Below are 24,242 nucleotides of genomic sequence, written 5' to 3' on the forward strand. Positions count from 1 at the left end.
GAGTGAGTCAACATGGAAAACTTTATCGGAAGCCATATGATTTACACGTATGAAAACGGCTGGGAGTATGAAATCTATATTAAAAATGATCATACGATCGACTATCGGATTCATAGCGGAATGGTAGGCGGCCGTTGGGTGCGCGACCAGGAAGTGAATATCGTCAAGCTGACAGAAGGCGTATACAAAGTGTCATGGACTGAACCGACAGGCACAGACGTTTCCTTAAACTTTATGCCGAATGAAAAACGGATGCACGGAATTATTTTCTTCCCGAAATGGGTGCATGAGCATCCGGAAATCACGGTGTGCTACCAAAATGATTACATTGACGTGATGAAAGAGTCACGTGAGAAATATGAAACGTACCCGAAATATGTCGTTCCCGAGTTTGCGGATATTACGTATCTCAACAATGCGGGAATCAATAACGAAACATTGATTTCAGAAGCGCCGTACAAAGGAATGACCGATGATATCCGTGCGGGAAAATTAAAATAAGAGAAAAAACCCGGCAGCTTGGCCGGGTTTTTTGTATCCTTTTACGACAGGGTTTTGGTCATGATAAAGTCGACTTGTTTATCATCCCCCATATAAAAAGAGTGTTCTCCGGTTTGGACAAACCCCATTTTTTGATAAAAGGCGATTGCATTTTCGTTTTTTTCCCATACGCCCAGCCAGATGTTCTTTTTATTGTGTGCTGTTGCGATTTTCACAGCTTCATTCAGCAGATATTTGCCAAGCCCGTGTTTCTGATGGCTTTTTCTTATATAAATTCTCTCAATCTCAAGAGAGTCTTCCCCCATTTTTTCTGACTGTGCTTCGTTCAAGTTGACTTTTACATACCCCGCAAGGTCATGATGATAATAAACAAAATAGAATTGAGAAGACGGATTGGATAATTCCTTTTTCAGCTGTTCAGAGCGGAATGCATTTTCCAAATAAGCTTTCATATTTTCAGGTGAATTTTGATCTTTAAATGTATCATTGAATGTTTCAATGCTTATCTCCCGGAGCTCTGTTATATCGTTAAGGCTGCACTTTTTTAATTTAATACTCATGGTCATACAGCTCCTTTCTTCATTTATCATATCAGCTGTTTTTTTTGTTGTGTTTGCAATAAAAATACCGTATAGTAAACATATCGTAATTTTGTTGTATTTGCAACATAAAATTAGAAAATGAGGACGATAAAGTGAAATATGTTTTTTATGTTTTAGGAATCATGATCTTGACCTTTGGTATTTCTGTCACGATTCAATCAGATCTTGGAACGTCGCCTTTTGATGCGCTTATTGTGGGATTGTCCGTCCATGCAGGGCTTACCGTGGGAAGCTGGGAAATCATCATTGCTTTCCTGTTAATTTGCTGTAATTCAATGTTAAAAAGGCAAAGACCGGAATTTTCAGGGATGATTACGGCGTTTATAACGGGAATCGGGATTGATATGTGGCTTTTTTTTCTGCATCGAGTCATAACGCCTGAACTATGGTACGGAAAGGCGGGCTGTTTTGCAATCGGTTTAGTTGTGATAGGGATAGGAACCGCAACCTACCTGCACACAAATTTCGCACCGATCCCGGTTGATCGATTAACGTTAATTGTCCGCGAATTAACCGGGAGAAGCATCTTTTTTTCAAGAACGGTCATTTACTTCATATTTTTCATACTGGCCGTGATGCTAAAAGGTCCGGTAGGCATCGGAACGTTATTAACCGTTTGTTTAGGCGGGATCATCCTTCATTTCTTTATGCCGATTACCGGAAGATGGATAGACGGCATATTAACAGCATCTCCAAAGCAGGAAGAAACGAAAACCCGGTAACGGCGGTTTTTATCCGATTCTATCATTTTTCATTTCACCCGCATGTTTAAGGTATAATAAAAAAGGGGGAGGGATTTTATGAACGGTCAAAGAAAGCTCGTTTTTTACGGAGCTGTCAGCGCAGATGGCTATCTTGCGCGGGAAAATCATTCTTTAGATTGGTTAATCGGAACTGAAGGTGAAGACAGCACCGATTATGAAGCTTTCTATGAATCTGTCGATACGATCATTATGGGCAGAAAAACATACGAGGAAATATTGGTTTTATTGCCTGAGGAATTTCCGTACAAAGGTAAAGAATGCTATGTGTTTTCGCGGACATTGACAGGGCGTACTGAACATGTGCGGTTTATTCATGAAGAGCCTGCCGATTTTATAAAAGCATTGAAACGCCAAGAAGGCAAGCGGATTTGGATTGTCGGCGGGAGTGATCTGCTGCACCCGGTTTTGGAGGAAAAACTTGTCGATGAGTTTATCATTCAGATCGCCCCCGTTCTGCTCGGCCGCGGAATTTCTTTGTTTAAACCCGGAGACCGGGAGACAGGACTGAAGCTGACTGATGTCAGGCGTTACAAACAATTTGCGGAGTTGCATTATGAAGTGAGATAAAATGAAAGGTATGAAAGAAACCCAGTAAAGGTTACCGGGTTTCTTTTTCATGTTTGTTTTTATGTTTTGAAATGGTGTGGGCCGGACCGCATGAAAACCCTGCAACCATGATAACAACCCCTATCCACCTCACGGCATAGAAATCAGTGTCGCGCAGGAAGATAAATGAAACTAAGGTCATAAGCGCCCCGATTATAACGGCAGCTGTGCCGATAATACTTGATTTCTCCATATAAAAACTCCTTTATGAATGTTTGGTTAACGTATTGGGTTGGAATATAACATATCAGGGGTAATGCGGAAATGGATATGCCGCGAAGCTGACTGATGTCTGTAAGATGAAAATGAAACGCCAAGGGAGCCGGCTCCCTTGGCGTTTTTTAGGCTTGAAACAGGATGCGGCGTTTTGCTGAATCGGGATCACTTTCGACAGCGGTATCCGTGTTGAAAAGCAAAGTTTCGCGTGAATCGGTTTCATATTCAGGCCAATTGAAGTGAGAGGTGTTCGGGTTTCCGGTTTTTGCAAAAGCGAGCCATGCGGATTGAATTTGTTTGGAAAGCTGTTCTGCGTCATCACCGAGCGGCTCTTGCAGCGTCTTTCTCAAAGAATCAAAGTTTCCGAACACAAACGGCAATTCCAGAGCGTGAACAGCTTTATGAAACGGCGGTGTTTCGCCATGCCAATCAAAGCGGTACATCCAGACCGGTGCGTGTTGCGACTGTCCTTGTGCGAAAGCGACAGCCGGCCGCCAGAAAATCAGATCCGTCATCATATCGATTTGTCCCGTTAATGAATGCGGATATAAATCTGCCGCTTGCTCGGTGCAGTTTTCTCCGAGGTAATAATGCAAATAATCTTGCTGCTTTTTCTCGGAATGAATGTCTGTATCAGGGGTGAAAAACAAATATGCTTCATCACGATTGGTTCCGATGATCATAGGTATGCCTTCTGCGGCCCCGTCTGCTATGGCTTTCACCGGTTCCGCAGGCAATGTGGCCGGATCGATGGCGGGCTGAAACAAAAGCTGAAAAATGTTTTGATCCAGTGAGCGCCGCACTTTATCCGCAGTCTTAAGCAGGTCATTAACGGAAAGCTCCTGCAATTGATCAGTGCCGGCTTCATGAATAAATGCCGCCGCGATGTCTTTTGCCATGTCCGCCGGGATCGTATGAGAGGCGCCGCTTTCTAAAATGGCTTTATGAAACAGACCTTTTGCGTCAGGCATTGCCATAAGTGAGGCGATGCTCATGCCGCCTGCCGATTCACCAAATATCGTGACGTTATCCGGGTCTCCTCCAAATTCGGAGATATTGTCCCTCACCCAGCGCAGCGCGGCGATCTGATCGAGCAGCCCGATATTGGCGGAATATGCGTCATGAATAGAAGACAAATGTAAAAAGCCTAACGGTCCGAGCCTGTAATTGAGTGTCACGACAATGACATCTCCCTCAGCGGCAAGGGCAGATCCGTCGTAAAGCGGTTCGCTTCCGGCACCTAAATAAAATGCCCCGCCGTGTATCCATACCATGACAGGCTTTTTTTCGCCCTCTGAATCGGGGGCGAAAACATTGAGGTAAAGGCAATCTTCAGATTGAGGCGGTATATCCCCGGAAAACGATATGGACAGCATATCATCCGGCTGCGGACAAACCGGTCCGAACGAATCGGCATGTTTTACGCCGTCCCAAGGTGCGGGCGGCTCCGGCGCTTTAAATCTCAGCTCTCCGACGGGCGGCTTCGCGTACGGTATGCCCTTCCATGTGCGGGCACCGCGGCCGGCAGTTCCTTTCAGTGCGCCGCAGCGGGTTTGAACGGTAAGTTTTGTCATGATTTCATCCCCTTTTTTCTTTTCATTATAAACAGAGATGAAGACATGAAGCGAATAAAAGCCCTTTCATCAGCATATCATCAGTAACGCTTCCGTTCTAAAAATGATCTGACTTCCTGAACGGACAAGCCGAGTTCTTTTGCTTCCTGCATCAGCGCTTTCCATTCTTCAATGTTGGATTCAGTCAGTTTTCTGTTGCGGTAGGGTGCGGGCTCCGGCCGTTTTTCAGTCAGTTTGTTCGTAAAGGTGAACAGTTCTTCTTTCGGCATGCCCGACTGCACGGCCTGCACAAGGTGGATGCGCCACTCATCTTCCGTGTCTCCCATCTGATGCAGCATCGTTTCGGCATCAAAAAGCTCCGTCAGATCGACCTGCAGGGTGGCGGATACTTTTTTCAGAAATTGGATGGACGGATTTGAGTGAACCCCCCGTTCTATCTTGCTTAAATAAGATTTAGAGACACCTGCTTCAACTGCTAGCTGATTAATAGAGTAGCCTTTTCTTCTGCGGTATAAACGAATTATTCTTCCAATCATTGTGCTGAATTCTCCCCTGTATACTGGCATTTTTTTGTTCATTATAAGAAATTTTTCGTTCTTTATAAAATTTAAAATTATAAGGGAAGTGCAGTAAATAAGAGGAAAATCATGATAATGTTCTCTAAAAAGAACCAAATGGCTTAATTTGAAATTTTCAAATTTCGACCTTTTCTTTTATAATCCAATCATTAACAGAAGGGGGCGTTTAAGCCTGATGCAATAAGGATGAGGCTGTAATTACATGAATGAGAATATGAGTTTTAAAGAATTATTTGACATTATTAAACACAGACTTTTACTGATTTTTATCATGACAGCAGTTGTAACGCTGGTGACGGGATACATCCAATTCCGGGTGGTTTCGCCCGTTTATCAGGCATCGACCCAAGTGCTCATTCATGAAACAAGCGGTGAAAAAAATTCGAATCTCAGCGACGTTCAGCTGAATCTTCATTACAACAATACGTTTCAAACGATAATGAAAAGCCCGGTTGTGCTTGAGAAAGTGAAACAGAAGCTGCATCTTTCTGAGACGGCATCCGCTTTAAAAGCAAAGATCACGACAAGCAGCGAAACCGATTCAGAGATCATTACCGTAGCGGTGCAGGACGAGAACCCGAAACAGGCCGCCGCTATAGCGAACACGCTGATGAAGACATTTAAAAAAGAAGTCCGTGACAGGATGAATATAAAAGGCGTCATTGTTTTGTCCGAGGCAAAAGCATCGGAAAGTCCGATGGTCAAGCCTTCGCGCATCAGGAATATCATGATGGCGTTCGGTGCGGCTCTCATGGCGGGTGTGACGCTTGCGTTTTTTCTCCACTTTCTTGATGAAACCGTTAAAAGCGAGCGGCAGCTCAGCGAAAAAACAGACTTGCCTGTTTTAGGGGTTGTGTATGACATCAAAAATCAGCAGACACGGTCTGATGAAAAACATTTCGGGGAGTGAGGCGTTTGGGATTCAGAAAAAAGAAATCAAGAAGGGGACTGGCTCAAATATCCGTTTTACATCACAAATCATTGGTGGCTGAACAATACCGCACCATTCGGACAAATATTGAGTTCTCCTCTGTTCAGACCCATTTGCGCTCTATTCTCGTCACTTCCTCCGTTCCGGGAGAAGGAAAGTCATTCAGCGCCGCCAACCTTGCCGCGGTATTTGCGCAGCAGGAAAAAAAGGTGCTGCTCGTCGATGCGGATTTACGAAAACCGACGATACACGAGACCTATCAGCTTGAAAATGTACAAGGCCTTACGAATGTGTTAGTCGGAAACGCTTCCCTCGGCGAAACGGTGCAAAAAACGCTGATTGATAACCTTTACGTCTTAACGAGCGGGCCGACGCCGCCGAATCCGGCTGAGCTTTTATCTTCAAAGGCGATGGGAGAGCTGATTCAGGAGATGTACAGCCGGTACAGTCTGGTTATTTTCGATTCACCTCCGCTTTTGGCGGTGGCGGACGGACAGATTTTAGCGAACCAGACAGATGGAAGCGTTCTCGTCGTCTTGAGCGGAAAAACGAAAATGGATACCGTCCAAAAGGCGAAAGACGCGCTTCAGCAGTCTAAGGCAAAGCTTTTGGGGGCGCTGCTGAATAAAAAGAAAATCAAAAAAACAGAGCACTACTCGTATTGAGCGGTGCAGGTGATGTCTCCTTACCTTTATCAACGGAGGCACTCGGCTCTGCTGTGGGCGGCGTTTTTCGCCGCCTTAGATGCTGGTCGTCGGTGGCGGGGTGTGAGGACGGGTTAAATGCCCAATTTATCTTAAGATGATGCATTGTTATCGGCTTAGCTGTTATGTCTGTTTTTACGAAAACCGTATCAGCTAAACCGATAAATGAGGAGGGGAAAGATTGACTTACCGGAGAAGACTTTCAATGATTTTTGCATTGGATACGTATCTCGTTTTACTTTCCGTTGTTATAGGATATCAATTTTTTGAGGATTCTTATCACTTTTATGACTCCGGAGCGTTGCTGCTGACTGCCGTAAGCATGCTGATCAGCCATCATGTATGCGCTTTTATGTTTCACCAGTATAAGCAGGTATGGACGTATACGGGAATAGGCGAGCTGCTTGATCTGCTGAAGGGGATCACGCTGTCCGCAGCTGTGACAGCCGCCGTCCAATACGGGGTGTTCCACACGATTTTATTCCGGCTGTTAGCCGTCAGCTGGATGATTCAGCTATTGTTCATCGGAGGAAGCCGGATGATTTCGCGCGTACTGAAAGAAACGATCGGCAGGAAGCAAAATGACTCTTCCCGGGCGCTGATCATCGGCGCGGGCGCAGGAGGAACGCTGCTCGTCCGTCAGCTTACCCAGAAAAACGATCTCGGAATCATGCCTGTGGCTTTTATTGATGATGATCAGACGAAGCATAAGCTCAAAATTATGGGCCTGCCCGTCATCGGCGGAAAAGAAAGCATTATGCCGGCGGTGCAGAGGCTGAGAATTCACCACATTATCATCGCCATTCCGTCTCTTTGCACCCATGAGCTTCAGACGCTGTACAAAGAATGTGTACAGACGGGCGCCCATATTAAAATCATGCCGCAATTTGATGAGATCCTGCTCGGAACGCAGGCTGCCGGACACATCAGGGATGTGAAAGCCGAAGATCTCCTCGGCAGAAAGCCGGTCACCCTTGATACGAGCAAAATTTCTGACAGCATCAAAGGGAAAACGATTCTGGTCACGGGCGCCGGCGGCTCTATCGGTTCTGAAATCTGCCGCCAGATCAGCTCGTTTCTTCCGCATGAAATCGTCCTTCTCGGCCACGGGGAGAACAGCATTTATTCGGTGCATAACGAACTGTCCGCACGCTTCGGCAAAGAGGTGCTTTTTCATGCGGAGATCGCCGATATTCAGGACAGAGATAAAATCTTTACCTTGATGAAAAAATACGAGCCGCACGTCGTCTATCATGCGGCCGCCCATAAACATGTGCCGTTAATGGAACATAATCCGGAAGAAGCCGTCAAAAACAATATTATCGGCACGAAAAATGTCGCCGAAGCCGCCGATATGTGCGGAACGGAAACATTCGTGCTGATTTCTTCTGACAAAGCGGTCAATCCGGCCAATGTCATGGGCGCGACGAAGCGGTTTGCGGAAATGGTCATCATGAACCTCGGAAAGGTCAGCAACACCAAATTCGCCGCCGTCCGTTTCGGGAATGTGCTCGGAAGCCGCGGCAGCGTCATTCCGATTTTCAAGAAGCAGATTGAAAAAGGCGGACCCGTCACCGTCACGCATCCGGCGATGACAAGATATTTTATGACGATCCCCGAAGCGTCAAGACTCGTCATTCAGGCGGGGGCGCTTGCAAAGGGGCGGCAGATTTTCGTTCTGGATATGGGAGAACCCGTCAAAATCGTCGACTTGGCAAAGAACCTGATTCATTTATCAGGCTATACGACAGAACAGATTCCCATTGAATTCTCCGGCATCCGCCCGGGAGAAAAGATGTATGAAGAACTGCTGAATCATAATGAAGTACATACGGAACAGATTTTTCCGAAAATCCATATCGGGAAAGCGATCGACGGGGATTGGGCCGTGCTCATCCGTTTTATGGAGGAATTCAGTCGTCTGCCTGAAGATGAGCTGAGAAAACGGCTGTTTGAGGCGATCGAATCAGTACATGAAGAAGCGGCCGCAGGTGTGTGATGGGAGGACAGAAAGATGACGAAAAAAGTATTATTCTGCGCCACTGTCGATTATCATTTTAAAGCCTTTCATCTTCCGTATTTTCAATGGTTTCAGGATATGGGGTGGGAGGTGCACGTCGCGGCAGGCGGCAATATGAATCTTCCGTTCGTTGATGAAAAGTTTTCCATTCCGATCCGGCGCTCGCCGTTTCATCCCGAAAATCTTTCTGTTTACAGGCGGCTGAAACGGCTCATTCAGGACAACGGCTACGACATGATTCACTGTCATACGCCGGTCGGCGGCGTGCTTGCACGCCTTGCGGCGAGACAAGCGCGCCAAAAAGGGACAAAGGTGCTGTACACCGCGCACGGCTTTCACTTCTGCGACGGAGCGCCCCTGAAAAACTGGCTTCTTTATTATCCGATCGAAAAATTTCTCTCTTCTTACACGGATTGTTTGATTACGATTAATGAAGAGGATTACGAACGGGCCAAGCAAATGAAAAAAACAGCTTGCGGCGCGAAGAAAATACACGGCATCGGCGTGAATACAGACAGGTTTCGCCCTGTGAGCCGGGCAGAGAGTGAACGTCTGAGAGAAAAACACGGCTTCGGCGCCGGGGAATTTATCCTCATATACCCCGCTGAATTAAACGGCAATAAAAACCAGGGACTTCTCATTGAGGCTGCGGCATTGCTGAAGAACCGCATTCCGGAGCTGAAACTCGTATTTGCCGGAGAAGGCGCGATGGAAGAACCGTACAGAAAAAAGGCTGAATCACTCGGGGTATCCGACATCGTGCGGTTTTACGGTTTTTGCCGTGACATTCATGAGCTGATTCAGCTTGCCGATCTGTCTGTCGCCTCAAGCATCCGCGAAGGGCTCGGCATGAATCTGCTTGAGGGGATGGCTGCCGAAAAGCCCGCCGTTGCCGCGGACAACAGGGGGCACCGTGAGATCATCGAAGACGGCGTGAACGGTTTTCTCGTGCCGGCAGGGGACAGCGCGGCATTTGCCGATCGGATTGAAAAGCTGTACCGGTCCCCGGGCCTGCGAAAAGCAATGGGACAAGAAGGGCGCAGGACGGCGGAATGTTTTTCAGAAACACGTACGGTAAAGGAAATGGCGCACATTTACGCCGGTTATATGGATAAAAAGGAGAAAAGCGTATGAATGCAGGAGCACAACCGAAAATTTCCGTCATCATGGGAATTTATAATTGCGAAGAGACTTTAGCGGAGAGTATTGAATCCATCCTGAGCCAATCGTATAAGAATTGGGAACTGATTATGTGTGATGACGCGTCAACTGACGGAACGTATCAGATTGCGCGCCGTTACGCGGATCATTACAGCGACCGGATCACGCTGATTCAAAATAAGACGAATCAACGGCTTGCCGCTTCGCTGAACCGCTGTCTGACATACGCAACGGGGGATTATATCGCCAGGCAGGACGGTGATGACATCTCCAACCCGAGGAGACTGGAAAAACAGGCCGCTTTCTTAAACAAGCACGCCCACTATCAAGTCGTAGGCACGGGGATGCTCGTATTTGACGAATTCGGCGTCAGGGGCGCCCGGCTTTTGCCGCCCGTGCCGAAACCGGGAATTATGGCGAAAGGCACACCGTTCTGCCACGGCACTATTATGATGCGGGCTGAAGCGTACAAAGCGCTTGGAGGCTACCGGTCAGTCAGGCGGACGCGGCGGATGGAGGATATCGATTTGTGGCTGCGCTTTTTTGAAGCGGGTTTCCGAGGGTACAACCTTCAGGAAACGCTGTATAAAGTCAGAGAGGACAGTGATGCGTTTAAAAGGAGATCGTTTACGTATTCCATTGATAATGCGGTGCTCGTTTTTCAGGCATGCAGACGGCTGAAGCTGCCGCTTTCCCATTACGCGTATATCGCAAAACCGCTCATCCGCGCCATTACGCCGCCCGCGGTCATGAACCGTTATCATAAAAACAGGGACATTCGCCAAAAAGAAGGGCTTGCCGAACATGACTGACAAACCGATGCGGGTGCTGCACATCTTCAGCGGGATGAACAGGGGCGGCGCAGAAACGATGATGATGAATTTATATCGGAAGATGGACAGAACGAAGGTGCAGTTTGATTTTTTGACCCATAGGAACGATCCGTGCGCTTATGATGAGGAAATTCTCGCTCTCGGCGGACGGCTTTTTTATGTGCCGAGCATCGGCAGCACAAACCCGATTACATTTGTAAAACAGGTCAAGCGGGTGATTCAGGAAAAAGGCCCGTTTGCCGCCGTGCACGCCCATACCGATTTTCAGTCGGGATTTATCGCGCTTGCCGCTCGTTTAGCCGGCGTCCCGGTGCGGATCTGCCATTCGCACAGTACGTCGTGGCGGGGGCGGGCGTCGCGGCTTGCCGGGATGCAGCTGTTTGTATTCAGACGGCTGATCACGGCAAACGCCACGGCACTGTGCGCCTGCGGAAAAGAGGCGGGCCGTTTCTTATTCGGGAAAGAAAAAGACGTGCATCTTTTGCCGAACGGCATTGATCTCGACTTATTTGCCGGCAGGTGCGCGGATACAGAAGCTGAAAAAAGGAAGCGGGGCATTGCAGACGGCCGTTTGGTGATCGGCCATATCGGCCGCTTTACAGAAGAAAAAAACCACGAATTTCTGCTCCGGCTGGCCGCTGATATGAAAGAGCGGGGCATCGGCTTACAGCTGATTCTCGCCGGAGACGGTCCGCTTCGCACCGATATGGAAAATCTGGCGGCGAAGCTGGGGCTTGATGATGATGTGCGTTTTATCGGTATAGAAGACCGCGTTCATGATCTGCTGAAAACGCTGGATGTATTTGTCATGCCGTCTCTTTATGAAGGGCTGCCCGTCACGCTCGTTGAAGCGCAGGCCTCCGGGGTGCCGTGCGTGATATCAGACGGCATAACGGAAGAAGCCGATGCCGGGCTCGGGCTGGTCAAAAGGCTCAGCCTCAAAGAACCGCCAGGACAATGGGCATCCGCGGTTTTACGGGCAGCAGAGGCGGCAAAGCCTGACGGAGCGCGTATTAAAGAAACCCTCAGGCGGCTGGGATATGATGCGGGAGAAAATGCGGGGGCTGTTATGAAGCTTTACAATATGAATTGGAAAAAGGAACAGTAACGAATGATTGTATATGTAGTCAATATGGGAATTGTTTATATTTGGTCATGGTTCGCGAAAATGTGCGGCGGGCGTGATCAATCGCTTTCGACCGGATACCGGCCGAATCAGCTCGTCATGCTCGTTCCGCTGCTATCGCTGGTATTGGTCTCCGGTTTGCGCTACAGAGTCGGGACGGATTTTCAGACCTACGCGCTGATGTACAAGCTGGCGGAAAATTACGGAAGCATTTGGGAGATCTTCGGGTTCGGAGCGAAAAAAGCAGCCGTTGATCCGGGGTTTACGGCTCTCATTTGGCTCATGAATTTTATCACGAAAGATCCGCAAATCATGTATTTCACCGTGGCGGTCGTGACGTGCAGCTTTATTTTAAAGGGGCTCGTTGAGTTCGGCCGTCCGTTTGAGCTGAGTGTATTTTTGTTTTTGGGCACGTATCACTATTACGCTTCCTTTAACGGGATCAGGCAGTATATGGTGGCGGCCGTTTTGTTTTGGGCCGTCCGCTACGTGATCAGCGGAAGCTGGAAGCGTTATATGTCAATCGTGCTGCTGTGTTCGCTTTTTCATTCCTCAGCGCTGATTATGATTCCGGTTTATTTTCTCGTCAGAAAAAGAGCATGGTCGCCCGCGATTTTCGGACTGTCGGCATTGTTTCTTCTTATGACGTTTCTGTATCAGAAGTTCATTTCGCTGTTTGTCGTCGTGCTGGAAAACAGCTCGTACGGCCATTATGAGAAATGGCTGATGACCAATACGAACGGGATGAACGTCGTAAAAATCGCGGTGCTGCTGCTGCCGCTGTTTTTGGCTTTCTGCTACCGGGAGCGGCTGCGGAAGCTCTGGCCTGACATTGATGTCATTGTGAATTTCTGTCTGCTCGGCCTGCTCTTCGGTCTTTTGGCGACAAAGGATGTTATTTTTGCCCGGTTTAATATATATTTCGGCCTGTATCAAATGATCCTGATCCCTTATTTTGTGAGGATTTTTGATGAAAAATCAAATGCGCTGATTTATATCGCCATTATTGTCTGTTATTTTCTTTACAGTTACTTGCTTATGCCGGTCGATTCGTCTGTGCTTCCGTACAGAACGATTTTTTCCCGGTAATGGACACTGGAGGTTTATATGGAAACACCCGCGGTCAGTTTATTAATTGCTGTGTATAATACGGAAACTTATTTAGAAAGATGCTTAGATTCATTGCTCAATCAGTCGCTCGCCAATATCGAAATCGTGGCCGTTAATGACGGATCAACGGATCAAAGCCCGGCCATTCTTGAAACCTATCAGAAGCGGGATGAGAGAATCAGGGTCGTTCATCAGCAAAACCGGGGGCTCGGCGCGGTCCGCAACAGGGGAATCGAGGCGGCGCGCGGCGAATTTATCGCTTTTATTGATGCGGACGACTGGGTTGAACCTGATTATTGCCTCAGCATGTATGAAAAAGCGAAGGCTGATCAGTCTGATCTCGTGATTTGCGAATATGCGGCTGAATTTGCGGATACGGGGAAAACCGCCGTTTCAACGATCGCTTCAGCGTACGAGGGCCGCCCGAAACAACGGTACCTGAAAGATTTATTTGAAGGAAGAGTCAGCGGTTTTTCATGGAACAAGCTGTACAAAAGATCCATGATCGAGCATCATCAGCTGCGCTTTCCGCTTCGTGATGAGCTGGAGCACGTGGAGGATCAGTACTTCAGCCTCCGGGCGCATGTTTTCGCAGGTGCCGTCTCATACGTGGATCAGCCGCTCTATCATTATCGGATTCACTTAACTTCCATTGTGCAAAGCTATCAGAAAAAGCTGTTTGACTCAGGTCTCGTTCTCTATCGGCTGAACGAGGCTTTTTTGCGTGAAAACGGCTGCTTACAGGAATACCGGCAGGAGCTGGATTTTTTCATCGTTCAGCACGGAACAGTCTGCCTGCTGAATGAATGGAAGCGGAATAACGGAGGCCGGTTTTCTGAGAAGTGGAAGAATATCAGCCGGATATGCGCTGATCCCGTATTCCGCCTGAGCCTTTCCAAAACGGGAACGGCGCCGTTTGACGCCAAACGCTCATGCCTTCTGCTTTTGGCGAAGCTGAAGCTGATTCCGTTCGTGTCGCTGGCATCAGCCGCGTATCAGCGGGCAATCGAGTACAAAATGAAAATCAGAGGGTGAAGACATGTCGATACAATCTTTAAAAATCAATCTCGCGGAATGGCTTTTGCTTAAAGTCAAATACCCGTCCCAATTTCATTTCGGAACGGGAGCGGATGGGGCGGGGCTTACAGCGGCAAGAAAAAAGATCATTCTGACGCTGCTCCCGTCCCACGATAATCTCGGCGATCACGCCATCGCCTACGCAAGCAAAAAATTTCTTGAACGGGAGTATCCCGATTTTGACATTGTCGAGGTGGATATGAAGGATATATACAGATCGGCAAAAGCGCTGATCAAAAAGCGCCACCCCGATGATATGGTATTCATCATCGGCGGCGGGAACATGGGGGATTTGTACCGGTATGAGGAATGGACGCGCCGCTTTATCATAAAAACATTCCGGCAATATCGGATCGTTCAGCTTCCGGCGACGGCTCACTTTTCTGAATCAAAAAAGGGACGGAAGGAACTGAAGCGCGCCCGAAAAGTGTACAATGCGCATCCCGACCTTTTGTTAATGGCGAGAGATGAGACGACGTATCAATGGATGAAGCGTCATTTTCCCGGAAAAACAGTGCTCAAACAGCCTGACATGGTCTTATATTTGGATAAAAGCGAGCGGGGCATAGCGCGGGAAGGGATCTACCTCTGTTTACGGGAGGATAAGGAGAGCGCGCTGACGGCTGAGGACAGAACGATGGTAAAAGAAGCTTTGGCCAAAGAGTACGGAGAGCTGTATTCCTTTACCACGACGGTCGGCCGGAGGGTCAGCCGCCATACACGCGAAAAGGAGCTGGAAGCGCTTTGGAATACGCTGAAAGGCGCGGAAGCCGTCGTCACTGACAGGCTTCACGGGATGATTTTTTGTGCGCTGACGAAAACGCCTTGTGTCGTCATTCGTTCGTTTGATCATAAGGTGATGGAAGGCTATCAATGGCTGAAAAACATACCGAACATGACATTGCTTGAACGTCCCGACCCTGAAGCCGTAACATCCGCCGTAAATCGGCTGCTCAGCGGCAAGCATGAGGAAGGCGGTTCTTTGCGAAGTGTTTATTTTGCCGGGCTGCGCTCGAAAATCAGCGGTGATGCCCAATGACCGCGCCGCTTGTGAGCGTGATCGTGCCGATGTATAAGACAGAGCCTTTTATTAAAGAATGCGCGGTTTCTTTAACAAAACAGACGCTGAGAGACATCGAAATCATTTTCGTCAATGACGGTTCACCGGATCAGTCAGGCCGGATGGCTGAACAATTCGCCGCAGAAGATGCGAGAATCCGGGTGATTCATAAAGAAAACGGCGGCCTCAGCTCGGCCCGCAATGCCGGAATAAAAGCCGCCCGCGGCCGTTATATCGGTTTTGCGGACGGCGATGACTATGTGACGGAAACGATGTTCGAGCGGCTTTATGAAGAAGCGGAGAAGAACCGGCTGGATATCGCCGGCTGCGGTTATTATAAGGAAACGCCGTCTAAAAAAAGAACATATATGCCGCCGTCCCTTCCGCCGGGCCGCGTCTTCACAGCGGATGAAATGACTGCATTGCTGACCCGCGCGCACGAACATCGGTTTATTTGGTATGTGTGGCGCTATATATACCGGCGAGAAGCATTGCAAGGGCTGTTGTTCCATGAAGATATCCGGTTTGCCGAGGACTCTCCGTTTAACTTGGCAGCGTTCCGCCAAGCCGCGCGTGTCAAAGTGATAGACGAAGGGCTGTATATCTACCGGGAAAATCCGCAAAGTCTTACAGAAACACCGTTTAAGCCCCGCTTAGATCACGAACTGCAAAAGCAATATGCAGCGAAAATGGCTTTTTATGAGGAAAACGGGCTGACGGACGCCTGCCGGAGCGATATTGATACGTATTTGTGCAAGCATCAGATTCCGATGCTGATCGCCAACGCATGCGCCGCCCCGCAGCCGTCACACCAGATTACGGCGCATATCGGCAGAATCTTAGCGTATGACATGGTAAAAACGGCGGTGCGCAGGACGCCGTGCCGCCATAAACAGCTGCTGGCCGGGGAGCGCGTGGTGCTCGGTCTGTGCAAAATGCGCCTTCCTCTTCTTCTGCATGCGTTTTTCGAACGGAAATCGAAAGAGAAAGGCAGTGCGGAAGGAGCATGAAATTTGCCATTAATTTCGGCGCCAATGTGACGGCGTTTTTACTATCGGTGTTTTTATCAGTGTGGATGACGCCCTTTATTGTGAAAACATTAGGTGTGGAGGCTTTTGGGTTTGTCCATCTGACACAGAATATCATTAACTATTTCTCTATTATTACCGTTGCGCTGAGCTCTGTCGTTGTAAGGTTTTTCTCCGTCGCCGCCCACAGGGGGAACAGGGACGAGGCCAATGCGTATGTAAGCAATTATTTAGCCGCTTCTGTCGTGATATCTCTATTACTCGCCGTGCCGCTCGCCGGGACTGCTTTTTTTATTGACAAGATTATGAATGTACCGGCCGGGCTCTTAACGGATGTGAGGCTGTCTATCGTAATCGGCAGCGTGCTGTTTATGCTGACTTTTTTTATGGCGGGGTTCGCGACGGGGCCGTTTTTTGCAAACAAGCTTTATATCACAAGTTCCATTCAGGCCGTGCAAATGCTGGTCAGGGTGCTGTGTGTGCTCGCTCTGTTTACGTGCCTGCCGCCGAAGATCTGGCAGATCCAGCTTTCGGCATTAGCGGGAGCCGTCTGTGCGGCTGTGCTGACTTTTTTCTTCTTTAAGAAATTGATTCCATGGTTTTCTTTCAGCCGTAAAACCTTGTCATTACAGACGAGCAAAGTGCTGTTTTCGGCTGGTGCCTGGAGTTCTGTCAACCAGATCGGCGTGCTGCTGTTTCTGCAGATTGACCTCATGACGGCCAACCTCGTGCTGGGGCCGTCTGAAGCGGGTGTCTATGCGGCGATTATTCAATTCCCGCTTCTGCTCAGAAGTCTTGCCGGGACGCTTGCTTCACTGTTTGCGCCGGTTTTGACTTCCTATTATTCAAAAGGCGATATGGAAGGTCTCCTGTCTTACGCCAATAAGGCCGTGCGGATGAACGGGCTTCTCCTCGCGCTTCCCGCTGCGTTATTAGGAGGGCTTGCCGAACCGTTTCTGGCGATTTGGCTGGGCCCGTCGTTTGTGCAGACGGCGCCGCTTTTATATATTCACGCCGCGTATTTGGCGGTCAGTCTCTCTGTCATGCCGCTTTTTTACGTATGGACGGCTTTTAATAAACAAAAAACGCCCGCCGTCGTTACTTTATGTTTAGGCGGACTGAATGTCATATTGGCCGTGGTTCTCAGCGGACCGGCACATCTCGGGCTGTACGGCATCACCATTGCCGGGGCTGTCTCCCTCATTTTGAAAAATGCCGTCTTCACGCCGCTGTATGTTTCGCATATTACCGGCTTTCAGAAAACCGCGTTTTACAAAGGCATGTTCGGACCGTTGGCGGCGGCCGTATTTGCCTGGGCCGTCTGCCGGGGTATCCGGCTGTTTTCACCGCTTGACAGCTGGGCCGGTCTGATCGCCGCGGGGCTTGCCGTATGCATAAGCTATGCCGCATTCGCTTTTTTCTTCATTTGTACGAAAGAAGAAAGGCGGCTTGCTTTACAGAAATGCCGAAAAGTGAAAGGAGCTGTTCAGATTTGAAGGCGAAACGTGTATTTGATATAGCGGCCGCGATGCTGTTATTGTGCGGCGCGAGTGTCATTCTTCTCTTCGCCATGGCAGCCGTCAGATGCGCCATCGGGTCTCCGGTATTGTTCAAACAGACGAGACCGGGGCATAATGGGCGTCCGTTTACGTTGTATAAACTCAGAACGATGACGGATGCGCGTGATGAAAACGGTGTGCTGCTTCCGGATCATCTGCGCCTGACCAAACCGGGAAGGCTGATCAGAAAACTGAGCATCGATGAGCTTCCCCAGCTTTTTAATGTGCTCAAAGGCGATATCAGTCTGGTCGGCCCCCGCCCTTTGCTGATGGATTATCTGCCGCTTTACACGGCGGAGCAGGCGCGGCGGCACGAGGTGAAGCCGGGGATTACGGGCTGGGCGCAGATCAATGGGAGAAACGCGATTTCATGGGAGGAGAAATTCAAGCTCGACGTGTGGTACGTCGACAACCGCACCTTTCTGCTCGACTTAAAGATTCTGCTTTTAACAGTGAAAAAAGTTCTCGTGTCAGAAGGCATACACCAAGCCGGCCATGTGACGGCAAAGCGCTTCACAGGCAGCGGAGATATGTCATCGTGAAAAAGGTCGTGCTGATCGGAAACGGCGGACACGGAAAAGTCGTGAAGGAAATCGTGCAGGCCCGTTCCGATATGGAGCTTGCGGGCATATTGGACGACGGATTCAGCGGTTTTGCCGTTCGGAACGGTTTATATACGGGCCGGACGGAAGACGTGCACATACTTCAGAAACTCGTCCCCGAGGCCGTGTTCACGATATGCATCGGACGCAACGGCGTCAGAAAGCAGTTCGCTGAAACGCTTGGGATTGAAGATGCCGATTATGCCGCACTCATTCACCCCGGGGCGATCGTCAGTGAAACGGCTTCCGTCGGACACGGAACGGTTGTGATGGCGGGCGCCGTCATTCAGGCGGGCGCTGACATCGGCGCCCATTGCATCATCAATACGGGGGCGGTTGCCGATCATGACAATGCAATCGGAGATTACGTCCATCTTTCACCGCGCGCGGCGCTTGCCGGCGGAGTGAAAGTCGGGGAAGGAACGCACATCGGAATCGGCGCGTCCGTCATACCGCAGATGGACATCGGCCCTTGGTCCGTTATCGGCGCGGGGGCTGCGGTCATCAGCAGAATTCCCGGCCATGTGACGGCGGTCGGCGTTCCGGCCCGCGTCATCCCCCCTATCCATAATGAAAAAGGATGATTTCATGCAAACAAACAAACGGATTTATTTGTCTCCGCCTCATATGAGCGGAAAAGAACAGGAATACATCGCAGAAGCCTTCCGCTCCAATTGGATTGCCCCGCTCGGTCCGCTCGTCAATTCGTTTGAAGCGCGGCTCGCGGAATATGCGGGAGTGAAAAGCGCGGCGGCCGTAAGCTCGGGAACGGCCGCCATCCATCTTGCCCTGCGGCTTGCGGGTGTGAAAAAAGGAGACGTTGTATTTTGTCCTTCCTTTACGTTTGTCGCCACGGCGAATCCGATTGTGTATGAGCAGGCTGAGCCCGTTTTTATTGATTCGGAATGGGAGACGTGGAATATGTCGCCCGCTGCGCTTGAGCGGGCGCTCCGGGATGCAAAGCGGCGCGGCAGACTCCCGAAAGCGGTAATCGCCGTCAATCTTTACGGGCAAAGCGCGAAAATGGATGAATTAATGAGCCTTTGTGACGCATACGGCGTCTGTCTGATTGAAGACGCTGCCGAGTCCTTAGGATCAACATATAAAGGCAGGCAGAGCGGCACGTTCGGCCGTTTCGGCATTTATTCCTTTAACGGCAACAAAATCATTACAACATCGGGAGGCGGCATGCTTGTGTCTGACGATGAAGCCGCGATTGAAAAAGCGAGGTTTCTTGCGTCACAGGCGAGAGATGCCGCCGTTCATTACCAGCACAGCGAGCTCGGTTACAACTACAGGCTCAGCAACATTCTCGCGGGCGTGGGTATATCGCAGCTGGAAGTGCTCGAAGATCGCGTCCGGGCGAGGAGAGAAATCTTTAACCGGTATCGGGAAGCGCTGGAAACATATCCGGGCATCCGCATGATGCCGGAGCTTGAAGGAACGGTTTCAAACCGCTGGCTGACGGCTCTGACGCTTGATAACGGCGTGACGCCGGAAGAAGCCGTTGCCTGTCTTGCGGAACAGAATATTGAGGCCCGGCCGCTGTGGAAACCGCTGCATACGCAGCCGCTTTTCTCATCTTCCGTCTTTTATCCTCACAGCGACCATGAGCGTGTCTCTGAGAACCTTTTCAGCCGGGGGATTTGTCTGCCGTCCGGGTCTGACCTGTCTTCTGAGGAGCAGCAGCGTGTCATTGACGCACTTGCGCAACTGTTTGAAACGAAAGGGGAGAAAACATGGACAGCCGCCATGTTATGAGCCGATTAAAAGAGACGCTGACGGGTCTGCTCAGCGTTATACCGCCGCAATCCGACATCATATATGCCGACTATCCCCTCTACGGAAATGTAGGGGATTTATTGATTATGAAAGGGACGGAGGCGTTTTTTAAAGCGCACGGCATCCGCGTGAAACAGCGCTGGAATCCCGACAATTTTCCATTCGGGCGCCGGGCGGACAAAAAGACGATCATCGTCTGTCAGGGTGGCGGAAATTTCGGGGATCTCTATCCGTACTATCAGACGTTCAGGGAAAAAATCGTCAAATCCTTTCCGGAAAACAGGATCGTCATCCTGCCGCAATCGATTTATTATCAGGATGAGACACGGCTGCAAAAGACATCGGCGCTTTTTGCGGAGCACAAGGATCTCCACCTGTTTACGAGAGATCATGTGTCATACGAGACTGCGAAACGCTTTTTTTCGGCGAATCATATCGGGCTTATGCCTGATATGGCCCATCAGCTGTATCCGATCGCGGCGTCAGCGGTTCCGTCACGCGGCAGGCTTTATTTTATCCGCACGGATGGGGAAATCAACCCGAAGCTGCAAAACAATTCTTCCGTTAAAAACTGTGACTGGCAGGATGTTCTGTCAGCAAGCGACCGCAGGGGAATCGCTTTTTTCCAAACGCTGAATGTTTTGAATAAAAAAGCGGGAAACCCGCTGCCGATTGCGCGGTTTTGGAAACGCTATTCCGATTACTTAACGAAAAAAGCGGTCCTGTTTTTCAGCAGGTACGAATCGGTGGAAACGTCAAGGCTCCACGGCCACATCCTGTCCTCGCTTCTCGGGAAACCGAATACCGTCATTGATAATTCATACGGGAAAAACGCGAACTATTATTACACCTGGACGCACGAAGCGCCGGACGTCCGGCTGATCGGTGAAACCGCCGGCACGAAGGAAAACCTTCCGCTTTGAATGAGCGGAAGGTTTATTTTGTTTCTCCGCGTTTTACTTTGTTGTACGCCTCATCCAAATGCTGAATTCTTTTGAGCACAACCGAGTTTTTCGTCAGCTGATCCTGTACAAGGGTTGAGACGACGGAGCGGTAATAGCTGTTCATCGCATGAATTCGGTCTTCATTCGGATTCATTTCAATGTGCTGTGTAAAGTTTTCAATAAAATAGGGAACAGAAAAAAGTTCTGACATCTATAAAGCAACTCCTTTTAATAAGTATATACGGTATGAAACCAATCATGTACAATGAAAAAAGGGGAGTGAGCATGATGGATATCAAACTTCAGCAAACACAAATGTTAAAGCCTCAATTGACGCAAGAGCTTAAACAGGCCATCACATTACTCGGATACAATTCCGCGGAACTGGCCGGATATATTGATGAGCTCTCACTGGAAAACCCTCTGATTGAACGAAAGGAAACAGACACGCCGCCACTATCTTACCATAAAACAAATAAAAACAGGATGAAAGAACGGGACGGAAGCCAGCAGATCAGACTTACCCGTAAAACGCTGCAGGATTCGCTCAAACAGCAAGCCTTAGACATGAAGCTGTCCGATGATGAGAAAAAAATTTTCAATTATCTGATACATTCATTGGATTCAAACGGATATTTAAAAGAGGACATATCAGCCGCCGCCGACCATGTATCCGCTTCACAAGAGGAGACGGAAGCGGTTTTGAAAAAGCTTCAATCCCTTGAGCCCGCGGGAATCGGCGCCCGGTCTTTGCAGGAATGCATCCTTCTTCAGCTCCGCCGTCTTCCCGAGCGGAACGAACAGGCGGAATGGATTGCCGAAGCCTATTTTGAGCTATTTGCCAGAAAGAACTGGAAAGCGCTTACACTGAAAACGGGCATTCCGCTTAAAGACATTCAGGACATCGCTGACATGATCAGCGCGCTTGATCCGAGGCCGGGGCTCCGTTATGCGCATGAGGAGCCGGGTTTTTACGTAGAACCGGATATTTTCATCACGGTGAAAAACGGCATCATTCAAGCGCGGCTCAACAGCCGTTCGTTTCCTGACATCCAGCTTCATGCCCATTATCAGCCGCTCCTGTCAGCCGCCGGGTGCCGTGACACGAAAAATTATCTGTCGGCAAAATATCAGGAATGGCGCTGGCTGAACCGGGCTTTGTCGCAAAGAAAACAAACGATCACGAGAATTATCGGCGTCCTGACTGAACGGCAGGAATCCTTTTTTCTCACAGGAAAAAGCGGAATGCAGCCGCTGACCTTAAGAGAGGTGGCGGAAACGCTGGAGCTCCACGAATCAACGATCAGCCGGGCCATCAAAGGGAAGTACGTTCAGACGCCGTACGGACTGTATGAAATGAAAACATTTTTCTCGGCGAAAGCTGAATCATCGGGGGATGGCGGCGCCTCCAATTATGCCGTAAAAGCGCATCTGGAAGCATTGGTCCGTAAAGAAGATAAAAAGAAACCTTTTTCAGACCAAAAGCTTGCCGATCTGCTTCATGAACAATATGACATCCGAATCTCAAGGCGCACCGTCGCCAAATACCGTGATCAATTAAATATTCCGCCGTCATCGGCGAGAAAACGGTACAGCTGAAACCTCCCCGAGCCAAACCCCGGGGAGGTTCTCCGTGTTACGGGATCATCCATGAAAACAGATGATGCTGTAAAAATGTAATGAGACAGACGAGCAGAAGCAAAAACAGACTGTGCTTAATCGTAAAGCGGAAAAGGTCGGCTTCCTTGCCCGCCAGACCGACAGCGGCACAGGCAACCGCAATGGATTGCGGAGAAATCATTTTTCCGGTGACACCGCCTGATGAATTGGCGGCAACGGAGAGAACCGGGTCCATCCCGACAGAGAGCGCCGTCACCTTTTGCAATCCGCCGAACAATAGGTTGGCCGATGTATCAGAGCCGGTAATAAATACGCCGAGCCAGCCGAGCACCGGCGAAAAAAAGGTAAACATCGAGCCCGTCATGGCAAGCGAAAGACCGAGTGTCGTGCTCATGCCGGAAGCATTCGTCACATAAGCAAAGCCGACAACAGAAACAATGGTCACAACCGGAAGCGTTAACTCTTTCACCGTTTCAATAAACGCTTCGCCCCACGTCTTCCACGACATGCCGAGGGCGAACTTGGAGATGACGGCGGCAATCAGAATCGCCGTGCCCGCTGAACCGAGAAGCTCAAGCTTGTACACGGCTTCAATCGGCGTGCCGTCCGCCTGAAGAATCTGCTGATTTACAAATGGGACGGGAGGCGTGAAGGTCAATGCGCGCCCGGCTGCATTCAGCCAGGAAAGCCACATTGACGTTCCTTCATAATGACCGGTTAAGGCAGCCTTCACGCCGGGAATCCCCCAAACGGATATCATGGCCGTCAGAAGAAGGAAAGGAGACCACGCTTTAAACACCGCGGCGCCCCCGTACTTGATCGGCGCCCGGTCAGCGGACGCTGCTGATTCCCGTTCTGCTGCGAAACGAAAGGCCGTTTTCGGTTTCCAAAATTTCAAAAACAGAGCGAGCGCGGCCATGGAAACAAGCGCCGACAGCACATCCGGAAGCTCGGGCCCTAAAAAATTCGAGCTTGCGTACTGCACGGCCGCAAAGGAGACGCCGGAAACAAGAATGGCCGGCCATACTTCAAAAGCCTTTTTAAACCCGCTCATCAAAATGATTAAGTAAAGCGGAATAAACACGGATAAAAACGGAAGCTGCCGGCCGACCATTTGAGAAATTTCCATTGCCGGTATCCCGGTCGGACCTTCGACGGCGGTAATCGGAATGCCGATCGCACCGAAGGCAACGGGGGCCGTATTGGCAATCAGGCAAATTCCCGCCGCATACAGCGGCTGAAAACCAAGTCCGACGAGCAAAGCGGCCGAGATCGCGACGGGAGCGCCGAAACCGGCGGCGCCTTCTAAAAAAGCCCCGAATGAAAAGGCGATGAGCAGCGCCTGCAAACGCCGGTCATCTGTAATTGAGAGCACCGAACTCCGGATAATCTCGAACTGTCCCGTTTTCACGGTGATTTTATACAGAAAGACCGATGTGACGATAATCCAGCCGATCGGAAGCAGCCCGTACACCGCTCCCTGAGAAGCGGACATCACCGCTTTTTCCGCCGGCATGCCGTAAACAAATACAGCGATTAAAAGTGAAACGGCTAACGTTAAAAGCCCCGCTATGTACCCCTTCATCCGTTTCACCGCAAGCGCCCAAAAAAAGAAGATAATCGGCACGAGCGCGCAAGCTGCCGATAAAAGCAAATTTCCCCCTAAAGGAGCGTACCCCTGTGTCCATTGCATCCCTAAAAAACCCCTCCTTATGTCATGTAAACGATTACTTTTTATGATAAGGTCATCTGATGACCGGGTTAATTAGCATTATATTTTGAAAGTTTTGAAAGTACAATACTTTTCTTGAACAAATTGTCTGAACCTGTCGGCAACACAAAAA

Annotated in this window: 25 protein-coding genes; 19 read left to right on the forward strand and 6 right to left on the reverse strand. The window is 49.5% G+C overall.

Annotated elements, in window-relative coordinates; genetic code table 11:
• Nucleotides 1-12 precede the first annotated feature (12 nt).
• Nucleotides 13-501, forward strand: coding sequence for a phenolic acid decarboxylase (locus ACWJJ4_RS03265; RefSeq protein ID WP_278071333.1), 489 nt, complete (start codon nucleotides 13-15; stop codon nucleotides 499-501).
• 41 nt (nucleotides 502-542) lie between these two features.
• Here ACWJJ4_RS03265 and ACWJJ4_RS03270 read toward each other — a convergent pair whose 3' ends face one another.
• Entirely contained in the window at nucleotides 543-1,061 is a 519-nt protein-coding gene (locus ACWJJ4_RS03270; RefSeq protein ID WP_077722887.1) for a GNAT family N-acetyltransferase, read from the reverse strand.
• 134 nt (nucleotides 1,062-1,195) lie between these two features.
• Between ACWJJ4_RS03270 and ACWJJ4_RS03275 the strand changes: the two genes are divergently transcribed.
• Both ACWJJ4_RS03275 and ACWJJ4_RS03280 read left to right on the forward strand, forming a co-directional pair.
• On the forward strand, nucleotides 1,196-1,825 hold the full coding sequence (locus ACWJJ4_RS03275) for a YczE/YyaS/YitT family protein (RefSeq protein WP_025853513.1): 630 nt from the start codon (nucleotides 1,196-1,198) through the stop codon (nucleotides 1,823-1,825).
• Nucleotides 1,826-1,903: 78 nt separating this feature from the next.
• Nucleotides 1,904-2,434 carry a dihydrofolate reductase family protein gene (locus ACWJJ4_RS03280; protein ID WP_454021428.1) on the forward strand — a complete coding sequence of 177 codons (531 nt, stop codon included), beginning with the start codon at nucleotides 1,904-1,906 and terminating at the stop codon, nucleotides 2,432-2,434.
• A gap of 31 nt (nucleotides 2,435-2,465) precedes the next feature.
• On the opposite strand, the gene ACWJJ4_RS03285 is transcribed toward ACWJJ4_RS03280, so the two are convergent.
• The 3 genes from ACWJJ4_RS03285 to slrR all read right to left on the reverse strand — a co-directional run bounded on the left by ACWJJ4_RS03285 (nucleotide 2,466) and on the right by slrR (nucleotide 4,799).
• The gene (locus tag ACWJJ4_RS03285; RefSeq protein ID WP_014418938.1) at nucleotides 2,466-2,666 is read right to left on the reverse strand and encodes a hypothetical protein; all 201 of its coding nucleotides are present in this window, start codon (nucleotides 2,664-2,666) and stop codon (nucleotides 2,466-2,468) included.
• 148 nt (nucleotides 2,667-2,814) lie between these two features.
• Entirely contained in the window at nucleotides 2,815-4,263 is a 1,449-nt protein-coding gene (locus ACWJJ4_RS03290) for a carboxylesterase/lipase family protein (RefSeq protein WP_202735732.1), read from the reverse strand.
• A gap of 80 nt (nucleotides 4,264-4,343) precedes the next feature.
• Complete coding sequence (gene slrR / locus ACWJJ4_RS03295) at nucleotides 4,344-4,799, reverse strand: HTH-type transcriptional regulator SlrR (RefSeq protein WP_017418863.1); 456 nt, start codon at nucleotides 4,797-4,799, stop codon at nucleotides 4,344-4,346.
• A gap of 244 nt (nucleotides 4,800-5,043) precedes the next feature.
• Here slrR and ACWJJ4_RS03300 point away from each other — a divergent pair, with 244 nt between their 5' ends.
• The 15 genes from ACWJJ4_RS03300 (at nucleotide 5,044) to ACWJJ4_RS03370 (ending at nucleotide 20,757) form a co-directional block, all read left to right on the forward strand.
• The gene (locus tag ACWJJ4_RS03300) at nucleotides 5,044-5,751 is read left to right on the forward strand and encodes a YveK family protein (RefSeq protein ID WP_017418864.1); all 708 of its coding nucleotides are present in this window, start codon (nucleotides 5,044-5,046) and stop codon (nucleotides 5,749-5,751) included.
• A 5-nt stretch (nucleotides 5,752-5,756) separates the two neighbouring features.
• On the forward strand, nucleotides 5,757-6,437 hold the full coding sequence (locus ACWJJ4_RS03305; protein ID WP_003151543.1) for a CpsD/CapB family tyrosine-protein kinase: 681 nt from the start codon (nucleotides 5,757-5,759) through the stop codon (nucleotides 6,435-6,437).
• A 220-nt stretch (nucleotides 6,438-6,657) separates the two neighbouring features.
• Complete coding sequence (locus ACWJJ4_RS03310) at nucleotides 6,658-8,475, forward strand: polysaccharide biosynthesis protein (protein WP_172614994.1); 1,818 nt, start codon at nucleotides 6,658-6,660, stop codon at nucleotides 8,473-8,475.
• Between the two features lie 15 nt (nucleotides 8,476-8,490).
• Nucleotides 8,491-9,630 carry a glycosyltransferase family 4 protein gene (locus tag ACWJJ4_RS03315; protein ID WP_014305877.1) on the forward strand — a complete coding sequence of 380 codons (1,140 nt, stop codon included), beginning with the start codon at nucleotides 8,491-8,493 and terminating at the stop codon, nucleotides 9,628-9,630.
• Complete coding sequence (locus ACWJJ4_RS03320) at nucleotides 9,627-10,469, forward strand: glycosyltransferase family 2 protein (RefSeq protein ID WP_025853499.1); 843 nt, start codon at nucleotides 9,627-9,629, stop codon at nucleotides 10,467-10,469. Before ACWJJ4_RS03315 ends, ACWJJ4_RS03320 begins: the two co-directional genes overlap by 4 nt.
• Nucleotides 10,462-11,598 carry a glycosyltransferase family 1 protein gene (locus ACWJJ4_RS03325; RefSeq protein ID WP_454021429.1) on the forward strand — a complete coding sequence of 379 codons (1,137 nt, stop codon included), beginning with the start codon at nucleotides 10,462-10,464 and terminating at the stop codon, nucleotides 11,596-11,598. Before ACWJJ4_RS03320 ends, ACWJJ4_RS03325 begins: the two co-directional genes overlap by 8 nt.
• Before the next feature lie 3 nt (nucleotides 11,599-11,601).
• Complete coding sequence (locus ACWJJ4_RS03330; RefSeq protein WP_025853495.1) at nucleotides 11,602-12,705, forward strand: EpsG family protein; 1,104 nt, start codon at nucleotides 11,602-11,604, stop codon at nucleotides 12,703-12,705.
• A gap of 18 nt (nucleotides 12,706-12,723) precedes the next feature.
• Nucleotides 12,724-13,761, forward strand: coding sequence for a glycosyltransferase family 2 protein (locus ACWJJ4_RS03335; protein WP_128574701.1), 1,038 nt, complete (start codon nucleotides 12,724-12,726; stop codon nucleotides 13,759-13,761).
• A gap of 4 nt (nucleotides 13,762-13,765) precedes the next feature.
• Nucleotides 13,766-14,842: a polysaccharide pyruvyl transferase family protein gene (locus ACWJJ4_RS03340; protein WP_058906373.1), complete on the forward strand. Its 1,077-nt coding sequence runs from the start codon at nucleotides 13,766-13,768 to the stop codon at nucleotides 14,840-14,842.
• Nucleotides 14,839-15,873: a glycosyltransferase gene (locus ACWJJ4_RS03345; protein ID WP_454021430.1), complete on the forward strand. Its 1,035-nt coding sequence runs from the start codon at nucleotides 14,839-14,841 to the stop codon at nucleotides 15,871-15,873. Before ACWJJ4_RS03340 ends, ACWJJ4_RS03345 begins: the two co-directional genes overlap by 4 nt.
• On the forward strand, nucleotides 15,870-17,387 hold the full coding sequence (locus ACWJJ4_RS03350; RefSeq protein WP_007613919.1) for an MATE family efflux transporter: 1,518 nt from the start codon (nucleotides 15,870-15,872) through the stop codon (nucleotides 17,385-17,387). The genes ACWJJ4_RS03345 and ACWJJ4_RS03350 overlap by 4 nt, the downstream gene beginning before the upstream one ends.
• Nucleotides 17,384-17,992, forward strand: coding sequence for a sugar transferase (locus ACWJJ4_RS03355; protein WP_025853492.1), 609 nt, complete (start codon nucleotides 17,384-17,386; stop codon nucleotides 17,990-17,992). The genes ACWJJ4_RS03350 and ACWJJ4_RS03355 overlap by 4 nt, the downstream gene beginning before the upstream one ends.
• Entirely contained in the window at nucleotides 17,989-18,636 is a 648-nt protein-coding gene (locus ACWJJ4_RS03360; protein ID WP_160249202.1) for an acetyltransferase, read from the forward strand. Before ACWJJ4_RS03355 ends, ACWJJ4_RS03360 begins: the two co-directional genes overlap by 4 nt.
• Before the next feature lie 4 nt (nucleotides 18,637-18,640).
• On the forward strand, nucleotides 18,641-19,813 hold the full coding sequence (locus ACWJJ4_RS03365) for a DegT/DnrJ/EryC1/StrS family aminotransferase (protein ID WP_454021431.1): 1,173 nt from the start codon (nucleotides 18,641-18,643) through the stop codon (nucleotides 19,811-19,813).
• Entirely contained in the window at nucleotides 19,792-20,757 is a 966-nt protein-coding gene (locus ACWJJ4_RS03370) for a polysaccharide pyruvyl transferase family protein (RefSeq protein WP_044052881.1), read from the forward strand. The genes ACWJJ4_RS03365 and ACWJJ4_RS03370 overlap by 22 nt, the downstream gene beginning before the upstream one ends.
• 13 nt (nucleotides 20,758-20,770) lie before the next feature.
• On the opposite strand, the gene yvfG is transcribed toward ACWJJ4_RS03370, so the two are convergent.
• Nucleotides 20,771-20,989, reverse strand: a complete 219-nt coding sequence (yvfG, locus tag ACWJJ4_RS03375) for a protein YvfG (RefSeq protein WP_003151570.1) — start codon at nucleotides 20,987-20,989, stop codon at nucleotides 20,771-20,773.
• A 77-nt stretch (nucleotides 20,990-21,066) separates the two neighbouring features.
• Here yvfG and rpoN point away from each other — a divergent pair, with 77 nt between their 5' ends.
• Nucleotides 21,067-22,377 (forward strand): RNA polymerase factor sigma-54, encoded by a 1,311-nt coding sequence (gene rpoN / locus ACWJJ4_RS03380; protein ID WP_225979764.1) that lies wholly within the window; start codon nucleotides 21,067-21,069, stop codon nucleotides 22,375-22,377.
• Nucleotides 22,378-22,414: 37 nt separating this feature from the next.
• On the opposite strand, the gene lutP is transcribed toward rpoN, so the two are convergent.
• Nucleotides 22,415-24,091 carry an L-lactate permease LutP gene (lutP, locus tag ACWJJ4_RS03385; protein ID WP_102422570.1) on the reverse strand — a complete coding sequence of 559 codons (1,677 nt, stop codon included), beginning with the start codon at nucleotides 24,089-24,091 and terminating at the stop codon, nucleotides 22,415-22,417.
• Between the last annotated feature and the right edge of the window lie 151 nt (nucleotides 24,092-24,242).

It is taken from the genome of Bacillus sp. JK62, assembly GCF_053663455.1.